11 protein-coding genes are annotated in these 20,395 nt (G+C 50.1%); 5 read left to right on the forward strand and 6 right to left on the reverse strand.

Annotated elements, in window-relative coordinates; translation table 11 throughout:
- From B5X72_RS19650 to B5X72_RS19660, 3 genes are all read right to left on the reverse strand, one after another.
- Positions 1 to 584, reverse strand: a 584-nt coding sequence (locus tag B5X72_RS19650; protein WP_079718640.1) for a CPBP family glutamic-type intramembrane protease, incomplete at its 3' end; no start/stop codon positions are given.
- A complete protein-coding gene (locus B5X72_RS19655) occupies positions 577 to 2,925 on the reverse strand; it encodes an ABC transporter permease (protein ID WP_079718641.1) in 2,349 nt (782 codons plus the stop codon). The genes B5X72_RS19650 and B5X72_RS19655, both read right to left, overlap by 8 nt.
- A 57-nt stretch (positions 2,926 to 2,982) precedes the next feature.
- Positions 2,983 to 5,349 (reverse strand): ABC transporter permease, encoded by a 2,367-nt coding sequence (locus B5X72_RS19660; RefSeq protein WP_079718642.1) that lies wholly within the window; start codon positions 5,347 to 5,349, stop codon positions 2,983 to 2,985.
- A 300-nt stretch (positions 5,350 to 5,649) separates the two neighbouring features.
- Between B5X72_RS19660 and B5X72_RS19665 the strand changes: the two genes are divergently transcribed.
- The 5 genes from B5X72_RS19665 to B5X72_RS19685 all read left to right on the forward strand — a co-directional run bounded on the left by B5X72_RS19665 (position 5,650) and on the right by B5X72_RS19685 (position 14,088).
- Positions 5,650 to 6,714 carry a mechanosensitive ion channel family protein gene (locus tag B5X72_RS19665; RefSeq protein ID WP_079718643.1) on the forward strand — a complete coding sequence of 355 codons (1,065 nt, stop codon included), beginning with the start codon at positions 5,650 to 5,652 and terminating at the stop codon, positions 6,712 to 6,714.
- Positions 6,715 to 6,969: 255 nt separating this feature from the next.
- On the forward strand, positions 6,970 to 7,554 hold the full coding sequence (locus B5X72_RS19670; RefSeq protein ID WP_079718644.1) for an RNA polymerase sigma factor: 585 nt from the start codon (positions 6,970 to 6,972) through the stop codon (positions 7,552 to 7,554).
- 75 nt (positions 7,555 to 7,629) lie between these two features.
- Positions 7,630 to 8,781, forward strand: a complete 1,152-nt coding sequence (locus B5X72_RS19675; protein ID WP_217698172.1) for a FecR family protein — start codon at positions 7,630 to 7,632, stop codon at positions 8,779 to 8,781.
- A 234-nt stretch (positions 8,782 to 9,015) separates the two neighbouring features.
- Positions 9,016 to 12,531, forward strand: coding sequence for a SusC/RagA family TonB-linked outer membrane protein (locus B5X72_RS19680; protein WP_176146274.1), 3,516 nt, complete (start codon positions 9,016 to 9,018; stop codon positions 12,529 to 12,531).
- A gap of 18 nt (positions 12,532 to 12,549) precedes the next feature.
- A complete protein-coding gene (locus tag B5X72_RS19685; protein WP_079718647.1) occupies positions 12,550 to 14,088 on the forward strand; it encodes a RagB/SusD family nutrient uptake outer membrane protein in 1,539 nt (512 codons plus the stop codon).
- Positions 14,089 to 14,165: 77 nt separating this feature from the next.
- On the opposite strand, the gene B5X72_RS19690 is transcribed toward B5X72_RS19685, so the two are convergent.
- The 3 genes from B5X72_RS19690 to B5X72_RS19700 all read right to left on the reverse strand — a co-directional run bounded on the left by B5X72_RS19690 (position 14,166) and on the right by B5X72_RS19700 (position 20,327).
- Positions 14,166 to 16,544 (reverse strand): ABC transporter permease, encoded by a 2,379-nt coding sequence (locus tag B5X72_RS19690; protein WP_079718649.1) that lies wholly within the window; start codon positions 16,542 to 16,544, stop codon positions 14,166 to 14,168.
- Positions 16,545 to 16,583: 39 nt separating this feature from the next.
- Entirely contained in the window at positions 16,584 to 18,956 is a 2,373-nt protein-coding gene (locus B5X72_RS19695) for an ABC transporter permease (protein ID WP_079718650.1), read from the reverse strand.
- A 117-nt stretch (positions 18,957 to 19,073) separates the two neighbouring features.
- On the reverse strand, positions 19,074 to 20,327 hold the full coding sequence (locus tag B5X72_RS19700) for an efflux RND transporter periplasmic adaptor subunit (RefSeq protein WP_079718670.1): 1,254 nt from the start codon (positions 20,325 to 20,327) through the stop codon (positions 19,074 to 19,076).
- Positions 20,328 to 20,395: the final 68 nt, after the last annotated feature.

Raw genomic sequence — 20,395 nt, forward strand, 5'->3', positions numbered from 1 at the left:
GCCGCTACCAGCAGCGAGTTCGTTTTGTCCGTGGCGTAAGCCATGATGATCGATACGATAATACATAGCAGGACGAAAATATGAAGTCCGCCAAATTGGTCAAAGCTGTCGAAAATAAGCAGGTGCCAAAATCCCCAAAGTATGCCGGTGATGATGCCTTTCAGCCAAAAGGGTGTAGTACTCAATTTGTCATTTAGAAACCCACGCCATGCGCTTTCTTCAAAGAGGTCGTAAATCAACGTCGACAAGCACGTTATAAATGCCCAGAGGTGCGGGTTGACGCCGAGATTATTGGTGAATCCGACGATGGTATAGGCGATTAAAAAAATACTGCTAAAGAGCAGGCTGGCCAGCGGCCTGTTACCAAAAAGCGTAGTCCGCCTTTCTGTTTTGAAAAGGCGGTAAGCGAGGATGCTGGCGAGCAACAACCCGATGCCGTGGTTCCAATTGAAAGGAACCTTGAGGTCAAACAACCGTACCCAAACTTCCCTGATTACATTCGGAAACTGGATTAGCAAATACGTTAGTCCACAGGCCAGCAGGTAAAAGAGGGCGATATTGGCCCATTTTATTTGGTCATTCATCCCTTAAACTCCTCGTCGGATTCGTTAACGCTGCCTTAATGGCCTGTGAGCTCACGGTGAGCAAGGCAATGAGGAGAACACCGAGGCCAATGGCCGCAAACACCCACCAGTAGATGTCGGTATGGTAGGTGAACTTATTCAGCCAGCTATCCATTGCCCAATACGCGATGGGGAAGGCTACGAGGCAAGCAATGCCGACGAGCGCGAGAAACTCCTTGTTGAGCAGGTTGACCAGCGACAATACCGATGCGCCCAATACCTTGCGGACCCCGATTTCCTTGGTGCGGTTTTCGGCCATGTAGGCAGCCAGGCCAAATAGGCCAAGGCACGAGATGAAAATGGTAAGGAAGGTAAAGAGGCCTGCGATGTTGCCCAGTTGTTGGGTATCCCTGAACTTTGCAGCATATTCCTGATCGATGAAACTGTAATTAAACGGTTCATTGGGGTTGTATTCTTTCAGGATTTGCCGGGTTTTGTCCAGCGCTGCCTGTGTGGGCAGGCCGGGGTTGAATTTGATGTGCATGACGGAGAACCAACTGCTGGCACCATACATCACGATGGGCCGGATCTGTTCAAATGGAGAACCCATGATAACGTCTTTTACCACGCCTACGATGTGCCAGTCCTGCCCGTGGTCGCGGATGGTCTTGCCGATGGGATCGTCAAGGCCCATGGCGCGTTGGGTAGATTCGGTAATCAGTGCCGCATTGGAATCGGTGGGAAATTTGGTGAGATCGAGATCCCGGCCCCGTACCAACTCCATACCCAGGGTCGTCACGGCGCCTTCATCGACATGGAGGCGGTCAAACGTCTGGCTGTTATCGGGTGTCTTTCCATCCCAATCAATCATGCCGTTGCTCCAAATACTCGTAACGGGGGAGAGGCTTCGGGTGATCGACGTTGCTACGTTATCATTGAGCAGGGCATGCTTAATCAACGGAAAATTCTTGGCAATGTCGCCCGATAGGAAAACATAGATAAGGTTGTTTTTGTCATACCCGTTCTGGCGATCCTGCGCATGCTGGATTTGCTGTCGGATGATGAAGGTGGCCACCATGAGGATGATGGCGATGGTAAATTGCAGCACCACCAACGCCTTGCGGGGGTTGACCGCCTTGTTGAATCCTTTGAATGTGCCTTTGAGTACCTTCACCGGCTTGAAACCGGATAGGAAGAACGCCGGATAACTTCCCGCGAGGATTCCCGTAAACAGGATGACCCCCAAGATACCCGTCCAAAGGGGGGCACTGCTGAAGTCGATAGCCAACTGGGTGCCCACCAACTCACCGAAAGCGGGGAGGCTCACCAGTACCATGGCAATGGATAGTGCGCCTGCGAGCGAAGCCAGCAAGATGGATTCCGTGAGGAATTGACCGATGAGCGCATGCCGCCGTGCACCAACAACTTTCCGTACACCCACCTCTTTGGCGCGTTTTTCGGAGCGGGCAGTGGATAGGTTCATGAAATTGATGCAGGCAATGAGCAGGATAAATACAGCAATAGCTGTAAAAAGCTGGACCATTTCAATGCGCCCTCCGGCAAGGTGGCCGTTTTCAAATTCAGCGTGCAACCACCAATCGGGGAAGGAATGGAGGAAAATTTCGTTTTTCGTGTCGCCGTTTTTGATGGAAACGTTTTGGATGTTTTGGTTGGCCTTGGCCAGCTGCGTCTGGGGAGTCAGCTCCACATAGGTGGTCACGGAATTGTTGCCCCACAGGTCATCCGACCAACCAATGCGTTCCATGTACGTCCATGGCAGCAGGTAGTCAAACTTGAACCGGGTATTGGTCGGCAGGTTTTTCAGCACGCCCGACACCGTGGCGTAGTCGGTGCTGTCGATGCGCACCTGTTGCCCCAGCACATCCGTTTTACCAAACAGCCGCATGGCGAGTGCTTCGGTGATGACGATGTCGTTGGCGCGGGATAGCGCCATCTCCGGATTGCCGGCAACGAGCGGGAAATCAAACATGGAGAGGAACGTACTGTCCACAAACGCTCCCCCGGCGTTGGCTTGGGTTTCGTTCACGGTAAAGAGAAAACCCGTGCGGGCATAGCGGGTGGCCTGGGCGACCTCCGGATAATTGGCCACGAGCGTAGGCCCCAAGGGTTTTGGCGTGGTGGGCCAGCAGTGGAGTTCATTGTTCAGTATGCCCCGGTTCATGGCCACATACAGGCGGTCGCCCTTGGCGTGAAAGTTGTCGACACTCCGTTCATGCTTCACCCACAACAGGATAAGCAGGGCGCTGGCCAAACCAAGGGCCAACCCGGCAATATTCAGGATGGAAAAGCCTTTGCGCCTGCCGAGGTTTCTCCATGCGATTTTGAGGTTATTTGTTATCATTTCTTTTGGTGTTCCTTTAATTTATGTCACCCATCACTCACTACCCATCACTGTTCCCTATTCATCTCTTAAACTCTTCGTCGGATTCATCAATGCTGCCTTGATGGCCTGGGAACTCACGGTAAGCAGAGCGATGACCAGCGCGCCGGCCCCAGCCAGGGCAAACACCCACCAATGCAGGTCGGTGCGGTACTGGTAATTGCTGAGCCAGTCGCTCATCATCCACCAGGCGAAGGGGAAAGCTACGGCACAGGAAACCAATACGAGCATGACAAACTCCCGGTTGAGCAGGCCGACTAACGACGAGATCGAAGCTCCCAGCACTTTGCGGATGCCCATTTCTTTGGTGCGCCGTTCAGCGGTGAAAGCGGCGAGGCCGAACAGACCGAGGCAGGAGATGACGATGGACAGCACGGCAAATACGCCGGCGAGTTTTTGGATGAGCATCTCGGACTTGAACTTGGCGTCAAACAAGTCATCAAAAAAATGATAATCAAACGGATAGCCGGGGTTATGGGTTTGTATGATGTCCTCGATTTTTGGAAGTGCTTCCGTTAGGTCGGTTCCCGCTTTTATTTTAATATTAAGTTGGCCGTAAGGCTGTACTTCAAATGGCCGGAAGAACATTGGACTCGGCAGGGTATAGACATTGTTATACACAAAATCCTTGACCACGCCGGCTATGGTGTACGGTGTTTTATCCCAATATACCGTCTGTCCTGCGACATTTGCATCCGGACTGATGAGTTTGGCAAAGGCTTCGTTGATGACGATACTGCTGCTGTCACCCAGCATCCGTGCTCTAAAATTACGCCCATCCACCAGTTCCATGCCCAATGTGGGAATAAAATCAGCATCTACTCGGAGATTGGCTATCATCACTTGCTTGCCGGGATCTTTCCCTTCCCAATTCATGTGCCATGTGTTTGAGCCAATATTCAGTAGCCTAGACTCGCTGATACCGGCATTTTCTACCACTCCGGTAGCGACCAGCTGCTCCTTGATGGCCTCAATATGGTTTACGAGCGCTCCTTGCAGGGGTGTCAGCAAGACGTGGCTGCGCTCATAGCCCAGTTCGCGTCCTTTGGTGTACTGGACCTGCTGAAAGATAACGACTGTGCAAATGATAAGCGTGATGGAAGCTGCATATTGGAGTACGACCAGCCCACGGCGAATGAATCCCGCGGTCCCTGCCTTTTGCTTACCTCCTTTCAGCGTGGATATCGGGTTGAACGAAGACAGGTACCATGCGGGGTAGATGCCCGATAGCAGACCACAGGCCAATACGATGCCACCCAAAAAAATCAAATGGGCCGGCTTGAAGATATCCATCGCCAATTCCTTTTCGACCAAATTGTTGAATACGCCAATGGAACTATATACAAGTACAACGGCTAGCAGCGTCGATATGAGGGCCATGACAATCGACTCCCCCAAAAACTGAAACATCAGTGATGGCCTTGAGGCACCGATGACTTTGCGCATCCCCACTTCTTTGGCTCGCTTTTCGGAGCGGGCGGTGGCGAGGTTCATGAAGTTGATGCAAGCAATGAGCAATACCACCCAGGCAATGATGCTGAATAGCCGTACATATTTCATACGCCCCTCTTGTTCGTTGCCATCCCGATCAAAGCTGTTGTATAGCCGCCAGCGTGCCATGGGATAAAGCAAATTATGGGTATTCAGTTGTTCGTTGACGGATTTGCGTATGGCAAAATCGTGGAGCTTCCCATTGACGTCAACCGGATTGGCCGATGGTTCCAGACGGATATAGGTCATCAATACATTATTCCGCCATTGCCGTATCCATTGGTTTTCTTGTTCGTATACCTCAAACGGGATAAGCCAATCAAATTGGAATGTGCTGTTCTTCGGTAGGTCTCTCACCACGCCCGAAACGGTATAGCTTTTATCATTGTCGACACGTACAAGCTTGCCCAATGCAGGTTCGTCGCCGAAAATACGGGCGGCAGCTGATTGGGTGAGGACCAGGTCTGTGGGGTTGGCCATGGCAGTAGCTTTATCGCCTTCCACAAATTCCAACGAGAAAATTTGCATCAAATCCGGCTCGGCAAAGTGACCGCTTTGATATATACCATGGTCCCCTACACTGAATAGGGATGAGGATGCCCAAGCCACCCGAGCTGCGTATTGGATGCCGGGTATCTCGTCTTTGACGGCCGGGCCCAACAGCCCGGGAACGGCATCAAAAACGTTCGTGGCCCCATCGAAGGTTTGCTTGGATTTGACGATATAGATGTTTTCGTGCCCCGGCAGATTGTCGTACGTCATCTCATCCGCTACCCATAAGAAGATAAGCGAGGCGGCGGTGATACCGACGGCAAGTCCGAAAATATTAAGAAAGCTATACCCCCGGGTTTTCCAGAGGTTGCGGAAGGTGGCTTTGAGGTAATTTTTTAACATGGCTTTAAGCAATTAGCAATGAGCTTCCTGTATGATGCGGAATGCCCGAATATCGTTCCAAAAATATAAGAGGCTGTTTTTTAGTTTTTACCCCTTGAAAGGGCGCGTGAGGTGTTCGGAACCGGACACCGTCTGTTCGATATCGGACGGTCTTAAGCAGAAAAGGCTGCGAACTATTGTGAAAACCTTTTGTTTTGGAAACAACGCTGCATTTTATGTGTTTATAATCACGGAAACCGTGTAAAAAGCACTGCTTTTTTCTTGAATCATCGGTGCTGGGTACGATATCTGGACTAAAACATGGAAGATTTACAACTTTTTTTTGCAAATGCTCCCACATGGCTGTGGAACTTGGTTTTGTTTGGGTTGGCTGTCGCTGTCGGATTGTTATTCAAACTGATAATGATTCCTGTTATCCGTTGGAAAGCTGTTGACGACGGACGATATTCGCTTTTCCGATCAGCTGTACGGCATTTAAATAAAGTGATTAATGTGTTTTTGCCGATTTTGTTTCTCAATGCCTTAAAACCGTTTATGCGATTATCGCCCCGATGGGCAGGGGTAGTCGACCAGGTAATTGAAATTTTGTTTATGGTGTGTTTCGCCATCATCGTCATCCGTATCATCCGCATTGCGGAAGATAATGTCAATCACCGGTTTGACTATCACGCAGCGGATAACCTCAAAGCGCGTAAAATCCGTACACAGACCCAATTTATCCGGAAGCTATTGGTTGTTTTGGTGGTGGTGGTCACGCTTGCAACGGTTTTGCTGACCTTCGAGAGCATGCAGAAAATCGGCGCGGGATTGCTTACCGGCGTAGGGCTTGGTGGTATCATTATCGGCTTTGCGGCTCAAAAATCATTGGGGAACCTGTTGGCGGGATTCCAAATAGCTTTCACGCAGCCCATCCGCATCGATGATGTGTTGGTAGTGGAGGGTGAATGGGGAAAAATTGAGGAGATTACACTGACCTATGTAGTACTTAATATTTGGGATAAGCGGCGCCTAATTTTACCTATTCAATATTTTATCGAACGGCCGTTCCAAAACTGGACGCGTACGTCGGCCGAGATCCTGGGTACGGTATTTATCCATACGGATTTTACGGTATCCGTTGACGTGGTGCGTGACGAGCTCACACGGTTGCTGACGGGGCATGAATTGTGGGATGGCCAGGTCAATGTCGTTCATGTGACCGATGTCAAAGAACAGACCATGGAAATCCGAGCATTAATGAGCTGCCGTAACTCTGGTGAGGCGTGGGAACTGCGGTGCTATGTGCGCGAAAAGCTAATTGCCTTCTTACAGGAGCGTTATCCGCAAAGCCTTTCGCGTACCCGTGTCGAGCTGGTTGAGCATTAAGAAGACCATGGAAGGATACCAACGCGAGCATGAATTTCTGCTTGTTTACAGCTATTGGATTTTGGCCTAAGCGCGTGAACGGAGTGAGCGTGCCAGCCAAAATCCAATAGCTGTAAACATCGTGAGTCGCTCAAAATCTGAAATTTGTTGCGCACCAAGTTGTAGTATTGGTAATACAAATCACTTTGGTTAGTTTTGCGTACCCGTAATGAGACACTAGCTAAGCGCCAACGAATTTAACTGCCAAAGGTAAAGATGGACGATCGTGACCGTATTAATGACCAGACCTTGCTGAAGGCGCTCTGTGCTGGTGATAAAAAGGCGTTTACGGCGATCTATGAAGCGTATCATGCTAATTTGTATGTGTATGCGTTCAAGCTCGTAGCCGATGCGGACGAAGCGGCAGATATCGTGCAGGACGTGTTTATCTATATTTGGGAGAAACGTGTCGAACTCTTGATACGAGGGCCTTTGCTTCCTTATCTTTATCAATGTGTCAGGCATCGGTTCTTAAACCTGACCGATCATCGCAAAGTACAGGAGAAGTTTGCCAATTATGTACAGCATGGTATAGCCAATGGCGTGGATACCATCAGCAGCCATATCGCAGAGAAAGAACTGATAAGTTACCTGGATAGTGTGGTCGCAGGGTTCTCCAAGCGTATGGGGGAAGTGTTTCTTCTCAAACAGGAGGGGTTGAGCAATGAAGAGATAGCAGATCGCCTGCAATTGTCTGTAAAAACCGTAAAAAACCTATCAAGTGAATCAATAAAACGTCTTAAACTGAAATTAAAGCGGATCGTTATCGTGTTTTTTTCGATAATTCTGTTGCTTTTTTAAAAAAAATAGGAAAAAAATCGGGATTTTTTAATGGGTTCGCTTCCATAGCAAATGAAGGCCAGGATGCCGGAACGCATGGAACATAACAGGGCAAAAGAACTTTTGGAAAGGTACAGGTCAGGCCTGTGCTCAGCTGAAGAGCGGGAAATGGTGGAAAGCCACTTTGCGCGTTATATCAGGGACAACGACCAACTGCCTAGCCTCGACGATTGGATACGGGTTGAACGGAATATGTATGAAGCGATGCAAGCGCGGATACACCGGCCGCCGTTCAACGGGCGGCTATTGTGGATGTATTCGGCCGCGGCTCTGGTGATCGTATCGGCGGTAGCGTTGCTGTTTTATTCACTGGTCCGCCAGCCCTCAACGGAGCAGCATGTTGCTGGCAGTCGTCCAGCGGATGTTGATCCGGGAACGGAACGGGCGGTGCTAACATTGGCCGACGGGAGGAAAATCGCGTTGGACGAGGCGGGTATAGGGCAATTGGCGACAGAGGGCGGAGTCATCATCAATAAAACCGCTGACGGCCAGATTTTATACGAAGCAAACGAACAGGAAGGAAGTGCGCTCGCGTTCAATACCGTGGAAACGCCTAAGGGAGGGTATTTTAAAATTGTCCTTCCGGATGGAACGGGCGTGTGGCTTAATGCTGCATCGTTGTTGAAATATCCTAACCACTTCTCGGGGCATGAACGTCGTGTGGAACTTCAAGGAGAGGCCTACTTCGAGGTGGCAAGCCAATATTCGGCGGCCTCTGAGCGCGTCAAAATGCCTTTTGTTGTCGCGACGGCGACACAGGAGGTGGAAGTACTGGGCACGCAGTTTAATCTTAACGCTTATCCGGACGAGCCGGACGTCAAAACGACGTTGTTGGAAGGGACTGTGCGCGTTTTCGACCATGAAAGGCGGTTTTCCAAAACCCTTCGCCCTGGTGACCAGGCGGTGTTCACAGGCCGGGAACTTTTGACCCGCCCTGTGGACACGGAGGCGGCAGTAGCTTGGAAAAATAACCTGTTCCTGTTTTATCACGCTGACCTGGCGACCATCATCCGGCAAATCGAGCGCTGGTATGACGTCGAATTTGATTATGCGAGCCTTCCTAAAACGGGGAGGCTTTATGGCGAGATTTCGAGGGACAAAAAGCTTTCGGTAGTGTTGGCAGCGCTAAGTGAATACACCGGACTGCACTTTGATTTGGAAGGAAGGAGGGTTGCCGTGATACCGTAGACCTTGACTCACTATTACCGTACGCTAAGCTGCCTAAGCAGTGGCTGGAACCGCTACCAACAGTCCCAGCCGTAGTCTGGCTGCATTAGATCTGATTTTTTACGAATAGAACAGAACTCCATAACCAAACATAACAAATGTATGAAATATGTTTCTTACCTCGGGGCTGCCGTGTGTAATTTGACGCGAGTTATTGCCTCCTGCAGCGAGCAGCTCCGTAGATGCTCATTAGCCATGAAACTAACCCCTTTATTTTTATTGGTTTTCGCGTTGAATACCCTGGCGGTCAACAGTCTTGCCCAAAAGGTGAACATCCACGCGAACAATACGCCACTTGAACGTGTTTTGCGTGAAATCAGGAAGCAAAGTGGCTATGACTTTTTATTCCGTGAGGAGTACTTAAGCCAATTCAGACCGGTGACCATAAACGTGTCGCAGATGGAGATCGGTGATTTATTGCCTATCTTGTTTGCCGACCAGCCCTTTGACTATAAAGTCAACGAAAAACTGATTACGCTCAGTCCTAAACGTCGGGCCGCCGGCCCTCTGGAGGTAACAGCCCAGACGAGCGTCCAAGGTACGGTAAGGGATAGCCTCGGCAATGCGCTGGCAGGCGTGAGTGTGCATATTGCAGGCACCAATAAAGGTGTGGTCACCGATCAGGCTGGCCGGTTTTCGATAGCAGACGTTCAGTCGGGTGCGACCTTGGTCTTTTCGTCAACGGGATACCAGACCCGTGAAATTGTTGTGGGTACGCAAACAACCTATGATGTCGTGTTATCCCAGGTCTCCCAAGAAATAGATGAAGTGATCGTCGTCGCATACGGTACCGCAAAAAAGCGCGACTTCACAGGCTCCGTTGCGTCTATTTCGGCTGACAACATCAAACAGCAGCAGGCTGCCACTATTTCGCAGGCGCTGGAAGGAGCGGTAGCCGGCGTACAGCTAAATACGGAGAGTGGACAACCCGGCCGAGATGCTCGTATCCGTGTACGGGGTATGGGAAGCATTAATGCGTCAAACGATCCGTTGATTGTCGTGGATGGTGCGGTTTCCAACTTACCATTGTCTTCCTTAAATCCCGATGATGTGGAATCGATTGTGGTGTCGAAAGATGCCGCCGCCAACTCCATTTACGGTTCGCGCGCCGCCAACGGATTAATCCTCGTAACGACAAAAAAGGGCAAATTGGGGAAACCGAAAATAGGGGTAGACTTCCGTTGGGGCGGTGTCAGTCAAGGTGTGCCAGATTTCGAGGTGATACGCGATCCGGCAACCTATTATGAATATACATGGAAAGGCATATATAATTATATGCGATACATACAAGGGCATACCGACGAGGACGCCCGCCAGTATGCAAGCAGCAACCTGTTCACGGCAAATGGGGCAAGTAATACAGGCAATGGGCTTGGCAATTACATGGCCTACCGGATTCCTGAAGGAACGACCTTGATTGATCCCGCCACGGGCAGGATCCGCTCGGATGCGCAACTGCTTTATCACGATGATTGGCAGGATTATTTCCTGAAGACGGCTTTCCGCCAGGAATATAATGCAAACGTCAGTGGCGCAACCGAAAATACGGATTATTTTGTATCACTGGGTATGTTGAAGAATCCATCGTTTGTCATGGGCTCGGATTTCGACAGGCACTCGGCAAGGTTGAACTTGAATACCAAGATCGCTCCGTGGCTGAAGGGTGGAGGCAACATGTCCTATTCAAAAACCTATACCAACGAGCCGCAGGGGTATACCGGAGGTACAGTGAATACCAACATTTTTACTTTCATGAATCTTTTTGCGCCGACATATCCGATTTACGCGTATGATCGCGATGGCAACGTCATCCGGGATGCCAATGGAAACCCAACGTTTGACCTCGGGACCAACCAGACGTATTCGCCGTACGGCCCGACAAGCCGCAACGCATTCAATGGATATTCGCCGGCAGTCTATTTTGAGAAAGACCTGACGGAAAATACCAACGATTATTTTTCTGGAAGGGGATACCTGGAAGCAACGTTTTTGAAGGACTTTACGTTGAAAGCGGACATCTCCGTAGATAATCAATACCGCCAGTACAGGGCTTATGGAAATAACGAGAGCGGTACTGCGGCGCGTGACTACGGGGGGACGATCGAGGGGTGGTGGGCCAAGGCCATGACCATCAATGCCACGCAATTGCTGACGTGGAACAAAACATTCGGCCAACACAACGTTGATGCGTTGTTCGGGCATGAGTTTAATAAGTACCGGTATGATGAGATGCGAGGCACCAAATACCGGATGTTTGCACTGGATAATCCAAGTATGGGCAACGCCGTGAGGGTGTTGTCGTTGAATGGCCAAGAACGTGAGAATGCCTTGGAAGGGTACTTCAGCCGGTTTAACTACAATTTTGCGGGCAAGTACTACTTTTCGGCGAGCCTGCGGACTGACGGTTCATCTTACTTCCGAGGCAACCGCTGGGGTACATTTTGGTCGCTGGGCGGTGCCTACCGCATTGCCGAAGAGGCTTTCATCAAAGATAACATCGCATGGATAAACGATTTGCGGCTGCGGGGCAGCTATGGCGTACAGGGCAACAATGGGGTGCCGGCATCGACGCAATACGCTTGGACAAATACATACCTGCTTTCTGGTGTGGGCAGTATAACCGATGCGGAGTTTGCCTTGGCTGCAAACACCTGGGGCGATCCGTCGATCACATGGGAATCGAACCAGATTCTTGATTTGGGATTGGACTTTCGTCTCTGGAACCGCTTTTATGGTACGGTAGATTACTTCCGCCGTAAAACGGTGGATATGCTGTTGGCGGTATCGTATCCGGCTTCGGCCGGCCGTTCGGGCGCGTTGCAGAACGTAGGTAAATTGTTGAATACCGGATTGGAGCTTGAACTCGGCGTGGACATCATCCGTCATGAAAACCTCCACTGGTCATTCAATGTCAATGCGTCGCGTTACCGGACCAAATTGCTGGAAATTCCTGATAACATGGGATCGCGCGACCTTGATGGGGGGTACCTTTCCGGTAACTACCTGCGCAGGGCAGGTACTGATTATTTCAACTTGTATATGTACCGGTATGCGGGCGTGGATCCGGAGACGGGGTTGGGCATGTTGTACAAGCGCCTGAACGAGTCTGATTTGGCCAACTATCCGGGACATGCGGCAGGCGATATCGTGACCACCACCGTAGGCTCCGAGGCGACGCGCTTTGAATTGGGTACTGCGACACCCGATTGGGTTGGCGGCGTGTCTACCAACGTGCGTTACAAAAATTTCGATATCGGTGTGGTGGCCAGCTGGCAGCTGGGCGGCAAGGTGGTGTCACGTACTTATCAAAATCTGGTTTCGCAAACCATCGGCCGTGGTGTGCACGTGGATATGCTGAACGCGTGGACGCCTGATAACCCGAATTCAAACATCCCCTTGCGTGCATTGGGTGGCACGAACTTCGGCGTGTCGCCGATTGGAGGCGGAGAGGGCCAGTATTCGGATTTCAGCCTGTTCGACGCGGATTATTTCAACTTGCGGACAATTAACCTCGGGTATCGGTTATCGCCCGCGCTAGCCCGGCGGTTGTTCTTGGAAGGGGTACGCATCTATGTCGCAGCGGAAAATTTGTTCTTTGTTTCGGCAAAGAAGGGGCTGGATCCGCGCCAAGTGGTCGATGGTACGACCATCAACCCGTTCAACTACCCGCAAACGAAGGCGATATCATTGGGACTTAACATTAGCATTTAACTAGAATAAATTCGTGCAATGAAGAAGATACGTTATATAATGCTTGGCGCCGCGTTGCTTATGGCCGGTGCGTGCAGTGATCGGTTGGATATCAATCCGACAGGCAACCGGATTACCGAGGAAGACATCCAACGGCTGGTGAAGGAGGACCCGGATTTGGTGTTGGAACCCATGCTGAATACGATGGTGGCTGCTATCAATACTTATACGTTTGCTAATTCGGTGGATACACGCAATTGGCCGGTGATGAATATCCTGCTCAGCCTGAAAGGCAATGATATGGTGCTGGCCAACCGAAACGGAACGTGGTTGGTGAACGATTATGAACTACGGGCATACCGGGAAGAAAGCACGGCGAGGGTCGCCGTATATTGGGGGACGCTGTATAAATATGTTTATTATGCCAATGAGATTTTGGGCTTGATACCACCGGATGTGGATTTGAACACGGCTGATGGCTCGAACGAGAAAATCATGCGGTATAAGGCGGCCGCACTGACGATGCGTGCGTTTTCCTATACGTATTTGATGTGGCTCTACCAAGATGATTACTTGCATGGCGGTGCTGAAAAACCAGGCGTGCTCTTGCACTTGGATAATAACGATCCGTTTAAAGATCGGGCGCCGGCTTCGGCGGTGTGGGCTCAGGTGATTGCGGATGCCACGGAAGCTGTACGGCTGTTTGAGGCCGCAGGGTCATACAAGACGGAAGATCGGACGGATATCGACGGCTCCGTTGCAAGTGTCGTATTAGCTCGCGCGGCGCTGACCATGGGCGACTGGAGCACGGCTATCGCTGCGGCTGATAAGGTAATCGCTGCCTATCCCATGCTGATGAATGAGGCGCAATATACAACCTCGGGGATGACCGTGCTGGACAACGAGGCTATTTTCGGGTATGAAGTGGATGTGAATTCAAGTAGAGGTACCTCGTCATTCCCCGGATGGATGAACCCTTGGGGAGAAGGTGGATATGGTGGTTCGCAGGGGTCATGGGTAGCTATTGACCAGCGGCTTTATGACCAGATTCCGGAAACCGACTATCGCAAAGCGAATTTCGTAAGCGAGGACTATATCGAATTTACCTACCCCTCGTCGGGCGCAACCATCCACTATCCGAAGTATGCCAGCACCAAGTTTGCCGCTGGTATCATTTCTGGACAGACAACCGCCTATTACCAGAACGAAATTTACATGCGGGCGTCGGAAATGCTATTGGTAAAGGCTGAAGCGGAAGCCCGAGCAGGCGATGACGAAGCCGCCCAACGAACACTTTTTCAGTTGGTATCACAGCGCGATCCCGCTTACACCCAGTCTACCAATACGGGAGAGGCGCTGTTTGCCGAAATTCGGCTGCACCGCCGGATTGAATTGTGGGGCGAGGGCGGATTTGAGTTTTATGACAATAAACGCTGGAATCTGCCGGTAGATCGGACCGGCTCAGCGAACCATGTGTATAAGGAGGTCACCCTGACTCCACAACGGGATTATACATTGCAGCTCCCGCTGGAAAGCGAACTGCTGCTTAATCCGAATATTACGCGACAAAATCCTTAAACGTCGTTGTTAAAAAAAGTCGGGGTGATACGTTTTTGCGTATCACCCCGACTTTTTTCGATGGCGTCACCTCCCGGTTACTCCGTCCGTATAGCCTTAATCGGATTTTCCTGTGCCGCCCGCAGCGATTTGCCACATACCGTAACGGCTGCAATGGCGAACGCCGTAAAACCGGCCACGGCAAACACCCACCATTCGATGCCCGTGCGGTATACATAGTTATCGAGCCATTTATTCATTATCCACCACCCCAGCGGAAACGCTACAAGAAATGATAGTCCCACTAATTTCAGGAAGTCCATGGAGATGAGCAGGATGATATGGGATACACTTGCGCCGAGTGTCTTGCGGATGCCAATTTCCTTGACCTTGGTTTCAGCGGTAAACGTAACGAGACCAAAGAGTCCCAAGCATGAAATCAGGATGGCGATACCGGCGAATACATTGAATAGCCGGCCCGCCTGAATATCGCTTTTGTAAAGCTTGTCAAACGATTCATCCATGAACTGATAATCAAATTCGAACTCGGCGTTGTATCGCTTCCACAGCGTTTCCACGGCGGCAATGGCCCGGGCTGCTTCTGCACCGGTGGTTTTGATATACATGCCGTTGAGTGGAACCGTGGCATCTGCAAATAATACGCAGGGGGCGATGGTTCTTTTCAAATCGGCGAAATGGAAATCCTTGACGACACCGGCGATCGTCACCGGGCGATAGCGGAACGTGATCGGTTTGCCCACAGGGTCGCTGAGCCCCATTTGCCTGACGGCGGTTTCGTTGAGGATGACATACCCCGAATCCGACGGTGTGCCGGTAAAGCCGTGCCCTTCGACTAATTGGAGATCCATGACGTCCAAAAATTGATGGTCCACGGCCATTTGGTATACCATGAAGTTGGCCATGCTGGCGGGTTTCCCTTCCCACTCAATATCACCGGTACCGGAGCCGATGTTGCTGATGTCGCCGCTGGCCGCCGTAACGCTTTTGATGCCGGGCTGATTTACCAGCTCGGTGCGCACGGCTTCAAAGCGGCTCAGGAAATTTTTTTGGTTAAATAAAAATACGTTTTCCTTATCGTAACCCAATTCCTTTTTGCGGATGTATTCGAGCTGGCGACTGATGATGATGGTTGCGATGATAAGCACTACGGAACAGGTGAATTGAAGGATGACCAGCGCTTTGCGGAACCCGTTGTTTTTGCCGATGCCTGGCAAAACGCCTTTCAAGGCCTGTGCAGGCTTGAAGGTCGAAAGTAGCAACGCAGGGTAGATGCCCGCCAATGCCACAACGGAAAGTAGGGTGCCACCAAAGAGCAACCACACCCGGGAATCAGACAGGCTAAATACCATTTCTTTGCCGGAAAGGCTATTGTAAAGTGGCATGGCCGCATAAGCAAATCCGATGGACAGACACATCGCGATGAAGAAGACGACAACGGATTCGGTGATGAACTGCCAGAAAAGGTGGCCCCGGTTGGCCCCGACGACCTTTCGGACGCTGACCTCTTTGCTCCGCCGTGTAGACCGGGCAGTGACGAGGTTGACGTAATTGATGGATGCAATCAACAGAATGATGAGGGCAACCCAAGCAAAAATCCGTACCTGCTGCATGCCGCGCTCTTCGCCCTTACCATTGTACAGGTGAATGTCTTTTAGTGGCTGTAGGAAGTAGACAAGTGTTTTGAATAATTCTGCTTCGTTGTTTTTCCGGTGTAGGTCGGCCAGTTGGGTTTCAACAGTTTTCGGAGTTGATCCTGCTTGGAGTAAAAAGAAAGTACGATAGCTAAAGCTTCCCCATTCTTCATTAATGCCTGCACCTTCCCGATTTTCGTTGAGCAGTTCGATGGGAAGTAGAAAATCGGCCTCTATGGAGGAATTGTGCGGGAAATCAGCAATGACACCGGTCACCCGGAAGTTTCGTTTGCCATCAGGATTGTTGGGATCGAGATTGAGCACGACCGTTTGGCCCAACACCTCCTCATGACCGAAGTACTTGCGTGCCAATGTTTCGGTCAGCACGATGGAATTGTTGTCGGGAAATGGAAGTTGGCGATTGCCGGCCAACCACGCGAAATCGAACAGATGGAAGAAGGAGGGGTCGACCTGCTGCCCGGACTCAGCGAACGTACGGTTATCGTTCGGTTTGCTGATGGATGCTTCGCTGTTCGTCATCCGGCATGCGGCCTCGACGCTGGGCAATTCCGATTGGCCAAACACCGCTAAAGGAGGTGGTCCTACAGGCCAAACGTTTTCGGAAGTGACATCGAAAGTTGTCGAAACCTGAAAAATCCGGTTGCCCTTGCTATGCATCCGGTCATAACTCAGTTCATCCCAAACCCAAAGGAGAATGAGGATGGCGGCGGAAAGACTTAGCGCCAATCCGAAAATATTAATGGCTGAATAGGCGCTATGCTTGGCAAGCGCCCTGAAAGCCGTTTTAAGATAGTTCGTCAGCATCTTGTTTGTTTTTATGTGGTTGCTTCAACTGAGGCATAATTACTCGTCCCGCAAGCTGCGTACCGGATTTGCCATCCCCGCTTTGATGGCTTGATAGCTGATAGTGAGTAGCGAGATAGAAATCGCAAGTACACCTGACAGCGCAAATACCCACCATTCTACACCTATGCTATACGTGTAGCCGGCAAGCCATTTATTCATCGCATACCACGCGACAGGAGAGGCTATGACAAACGCCACGAATACCAATTTGAGAAAGTCCTTAGACAGCAAGACGGTCACGTTGAATACCGAGGCACCGAGTACCTTTCTTACACCGACTTCCTTGATCCGGCTCTCTGCGGTGAACGTGGCAAGTCCAAATAACCCAAGACAGGAAATAAAAATGGTCAAACCGGCAAATAGTGCGGCCAGTGTGCCCACCCGTTGTTCTTCCCTGAATTTTCTCGCATACGCTTCATCTACAAAACGGTATTCAAACGGATAATCCGGATTGTGGATTTTTAAAACCTGTTCGGCAATCGCTAAGTTACGTTGCGTCGAATTAGCCGGGTTTAATTTGATATGGATGGTCGTAAACCATGATTTGGGTCCGAAAACAACCAGTTGCTGTACATTTTCAAACGGAGATTCGTAGATAAAATCCTTTACCACGCCAACCACGCGCCAGTCTTCACCGTCTGCCCTCAAAATGGTATTTAACGGATCTTCCAGGCGCATCATTCTTACAGCGGTCTCGTTTAGCAAGATCGAAGTCGAATCGCCGGGAAATTGGTAAATGTCGATATCGCGGCCCATGACCAATGTTGCGCCGATGGTCTTGACAAAGTCAGCATCGGTAGCCATCCGCACGAAATCTATTCGCTTGTCTTCTTCTGTGCTACCCGTCCAACTCCAGCCCCAGCTGTCGCTAAAACGGGTGATGATGGGGCTCATGGATTTCGTGACGGCTATCGCGGCGCCTTGGCTGATTAACTCGTTTCGGATAAGCTCATAGTTGCGTTCGATAGCCCCTTCCATGGATAGATACACGAGGTTGTCGCGGTCATACCCATTATCTCTCGACTGTGCATATCTGATCTGTTGGGAAACAATGATGGTGGCAATGATGAGGATGATGGCGAAGGTAAATTGCAGCACAACCAGTACCTTTCTTGGGCTGACGGTGGCATGGCTGCGCTTGAACAAGCCTTTCAGTACTTTGACAGGCTTGAAAGCCGATAGGTACAGGGCCGGATAGCTGCCAGCCAATAGTCCGCAAATCACGACAAAGGAAAGTGAAAACAACCAAAATAGCGGATTCCCCAGGTCTACTGACAGGGCCTTATTCACCAAGCCGCTAAAGGCCGGCAGGGTAAGGAATACAAAGCCCAAAGCAAAGACAAATGCGATCGCGGCCAGCAACAGGCTTTCGCCCAGAAATTGGCCGATCAGTAGTTCTTTCTGTGCACCGACAACTTTGCGGATACCCACTTCTTTTGCTCTTTTTTCACTTCGGGCGGTACTGAGGTTCATGAAATTAATGCAGGCGATGATGAGAATAAACCCGGCGATGATCACGAATAACCGCACCATTTCAATTCGGCCGCCCGTATAATATCCATTTTCTTGTCGGGAGTACAGCCAGGCTTCCGTAAGCGGCTGGGTGAACACTTCCCGGTTTTTGTATAACGGATCATTTGCCAGGTGATCCTTGGTAATATTTTTTATTTTTTGATCGAATGCTGCGTGTGATACTCCTTCCTTCAATAACACAAACGTTGCCAGTGCATTATTTGCCCAAGAGCTATCCCGCCAACCTAATCGGACACTGTAATCCCAAGGCATCAAGTAGGCAAAATCGAAACGGGTGTTGCTTGGCAAATCTTCCAGAATGCCTGACACGGTGAATTGATCGGTACTGTCGATTTTAATGATTTTGCCCATGGGGTCGGCGTCACCGAATAGGTTTTGCGCCAGTTTTTCGGTAAGGACAATGTTATAGGTGCCGTTAAGAGCGGTTTTCGGATCGCCCTGCTTCAGTGGTAAGCTGAATGTGGTCAAAAAGCCGGGATCTGTAAATGCACCCCGATGTTTTTGTTTTTTGTCGCCCACGGTAAACAGAAAGCTGTTGAAGTCATTGTACCGGATGGCGTCTTCTACTTCGGGGTAATCCTGTTTTAGCGTAGGCGCCATGATGTTTGGTGTCCATGACCAAGCGTTGATGACGCCTTCGTTGATATCCCTATTGTTGGCGATGAAAATCCGGTCTTTCTTTTCGTGAAATTGGTCGTGACTTACTTCGTTTTGTATCCAGATTAAAATCAACATGCATGACGTCATCCCAACACTTAGACCTAAAATGTTGATGAACGAATAGACTTTGTTGCGCACTAAATTCCGCCACGCGACTTTTATATAGTTGTGTAACATACTAATCTGTTTTTTTACTCCGTACCGCCATCCTGATTAAGGCGGCGGTCATGCCTACATCCTATCGGCATGGTTGCATGCGGTCCTAAAAGCCGTCTTGAAATCGTTTTTATCATGTTAGTTGCTGATTCTCAACTCTTGTACCCTATCATACGTTTCGTAGCTTGACGTCACCACTTTATCTCCCGGCGCTAAGCCGCTGATGACTTCGTAGTAATCGGGGTTTTGACGGCCAAGTTGCACATCCACACGGTAAGCAGTTTTTCCATCTTCGGTGAGTTTGAACACCCAGTTGCCGCCGGTTTGTTGGTAAAAGCCGCCTTTGGCGAGTAATACTGCCTTGGTTTCGTCACTGAGCGCCAGGCGGATTTGTAACGTCTGACCGCGGCGGATGCCATCAGGCACCTCGTTTACAAATTCCATGTCGACCTGGAACCGGCCGTTGGTCACCTGGGTATAAACCTTTTTGATGACTAATTTGTAGCTTTTGCCGGCAAAGGTAAATTCGCCTTCCAAATCAGGGTAAATACGGGAAATATAGTGCTCATCGATATCGGCACGTACCTTGAAACCGGTTAGCACATCGATCTGTCCAAGGCGCTCGCCTGGATTTTTGCTCTGGCCGATTTCAGCGTCAAAGGAGGTAAGCTGTCCATCGACCGGTGCCCGGAGAATGAGGTCGTCAACCTTCTGGCGCATGAGATTAAGAGCGGCTTGTGTACGCTCATACATCTGCCGGTCTTGATTGACCTTCTGCATGGTGGATACGGAATCTTGTGTAAGGATTTGTTTAGTCAGTTCCATGCGTTCCTTTTGGTAGTTGTAATCATTGAGCGCCTGTTGGTACTCCTGAGAACCGATGGCCTTTTGTTCATAAAGGGTTTTATTGAGCTTATACACGCGTTCGGCTTCCTTGAGCCGGTTTTCCACGTCGGCCATCTGGTTGCGGTTATTGATCGACATTTGCTGGGCATTGGTTTGTGCTATTTGCGATTGGGTGAGGAGGTTAAGTACAGAGGTCTCCTGGTTTATCAAGCTCAATTCCAAATCGGTGTTGGAAAGCCGCATGATGGGATCGCCTTTTTTAAGCTTGGCGCCGTCTTCTACAAATTTCTCTTCCACACGCCCGCCCACGGACGCGTCCAAAAAAATGCTGGTAATAGGAAGTACGGTGCCGTTTACAGGGATAAATTCGCGAAAAGAATCTTCTTTAACTTCGGATATGGTGATGCGTTCGGCATCCACATTGAGCCGTGAATTGCCGGACGTAAAATAATAACTGGCAAATATCAACGCAAGAATACCTGCCCCGCCTACAACCATCGTGATGCGTTTACTGTTCCATCGTTTTTTCGGTAATGCTCTGTCCATTTTTTCTTTTTTGTAATCAGTGGTCTGCGTGAAACCACCGACCACTTCTATAAAACGCCGTGCCAAAA

Source organism: Parapedobacter luteus (assembly GCF_900168055.1).
Taxonomy (GTDB): domain Bacteria; phylum Bacteroidota; class Bacteroidia; order Sphingobacteriales; family Sphingobacteriaceae; genus Parapedobacter; species Parapedobacter luteus.

Bases quoted from the DNA above. Each gene is read 5' to 3' on its own strand.
- B5X72_RS19655 (WP_079718641.1), bottom strand. From the start codon at position 2,925: ATGATAACAAATAACCTCAAAATCGCATGGAGAAACCTCGGCAGGCGC.
- B5X72_RS19660 (WP_079718642.1), bottom strand. From the start codon at position 5,349: ATGTTAAAAAATTACCTCAAAGCCACCTTCCGCAACCTCTGGAAAACC.
- B5X72_RS19665 (WP_079718643.1), top strand. From the start codon at position 5,650: ATGGAAGATTTACAACTTTTTTTTGCAAATGCTCCCACATGGCTGTGG.
- B5X72_RS19670 (WP_079718644.1), top strand. From the start codon at position 6,970: ATGGACGATCGTGACCGTATTAATGACCAGACCTTGCTGAAGGCGCTC.
- B5X72_RS19675 (WP_217698172.1), top strand. From the start codon at position 7,630: ATGGAACATAACAGGGCAAAAGAACTTTTGGAAAGGTACAGGTCAGGC.
- B5X72_RS19680 (WP_176146274.1), top strand. From the start codon at position 9,016: ATGAAACTAACCCCTTTATTTTTATTGGTTTTCGCGTTGAATACCCTG.
- B5X72_RS19685 (WP_079718647.1), top strand. From the start codon at position 12,550: ATGAAGAAGATACGTTATATAATGCTTGGCGCCGCGTTGCTTATGGCC.
- B5X72_RS19690 (WP_079718649.1), bottom strand. From the start codon at position 16,544: ATGCTGACGAACTATCTTAAAACGGCTTTCAGGGCGCTTGCCAAGCAT.
- B5X72_RS19695 (WP_079718650.1), bottom strand. From the start codon at position 18,956: ATGTTACACAACTATATAAAAGTCGCGTGGCGGAATTTAGTGCGCAAC.
- B5X72_RS19700 (WP_079718670.1), bottom strand. From the start codon at position 20,327: ATGGACAGAGCATTACCGAAAAAACGATGGAACAGTAAACGCATCACG.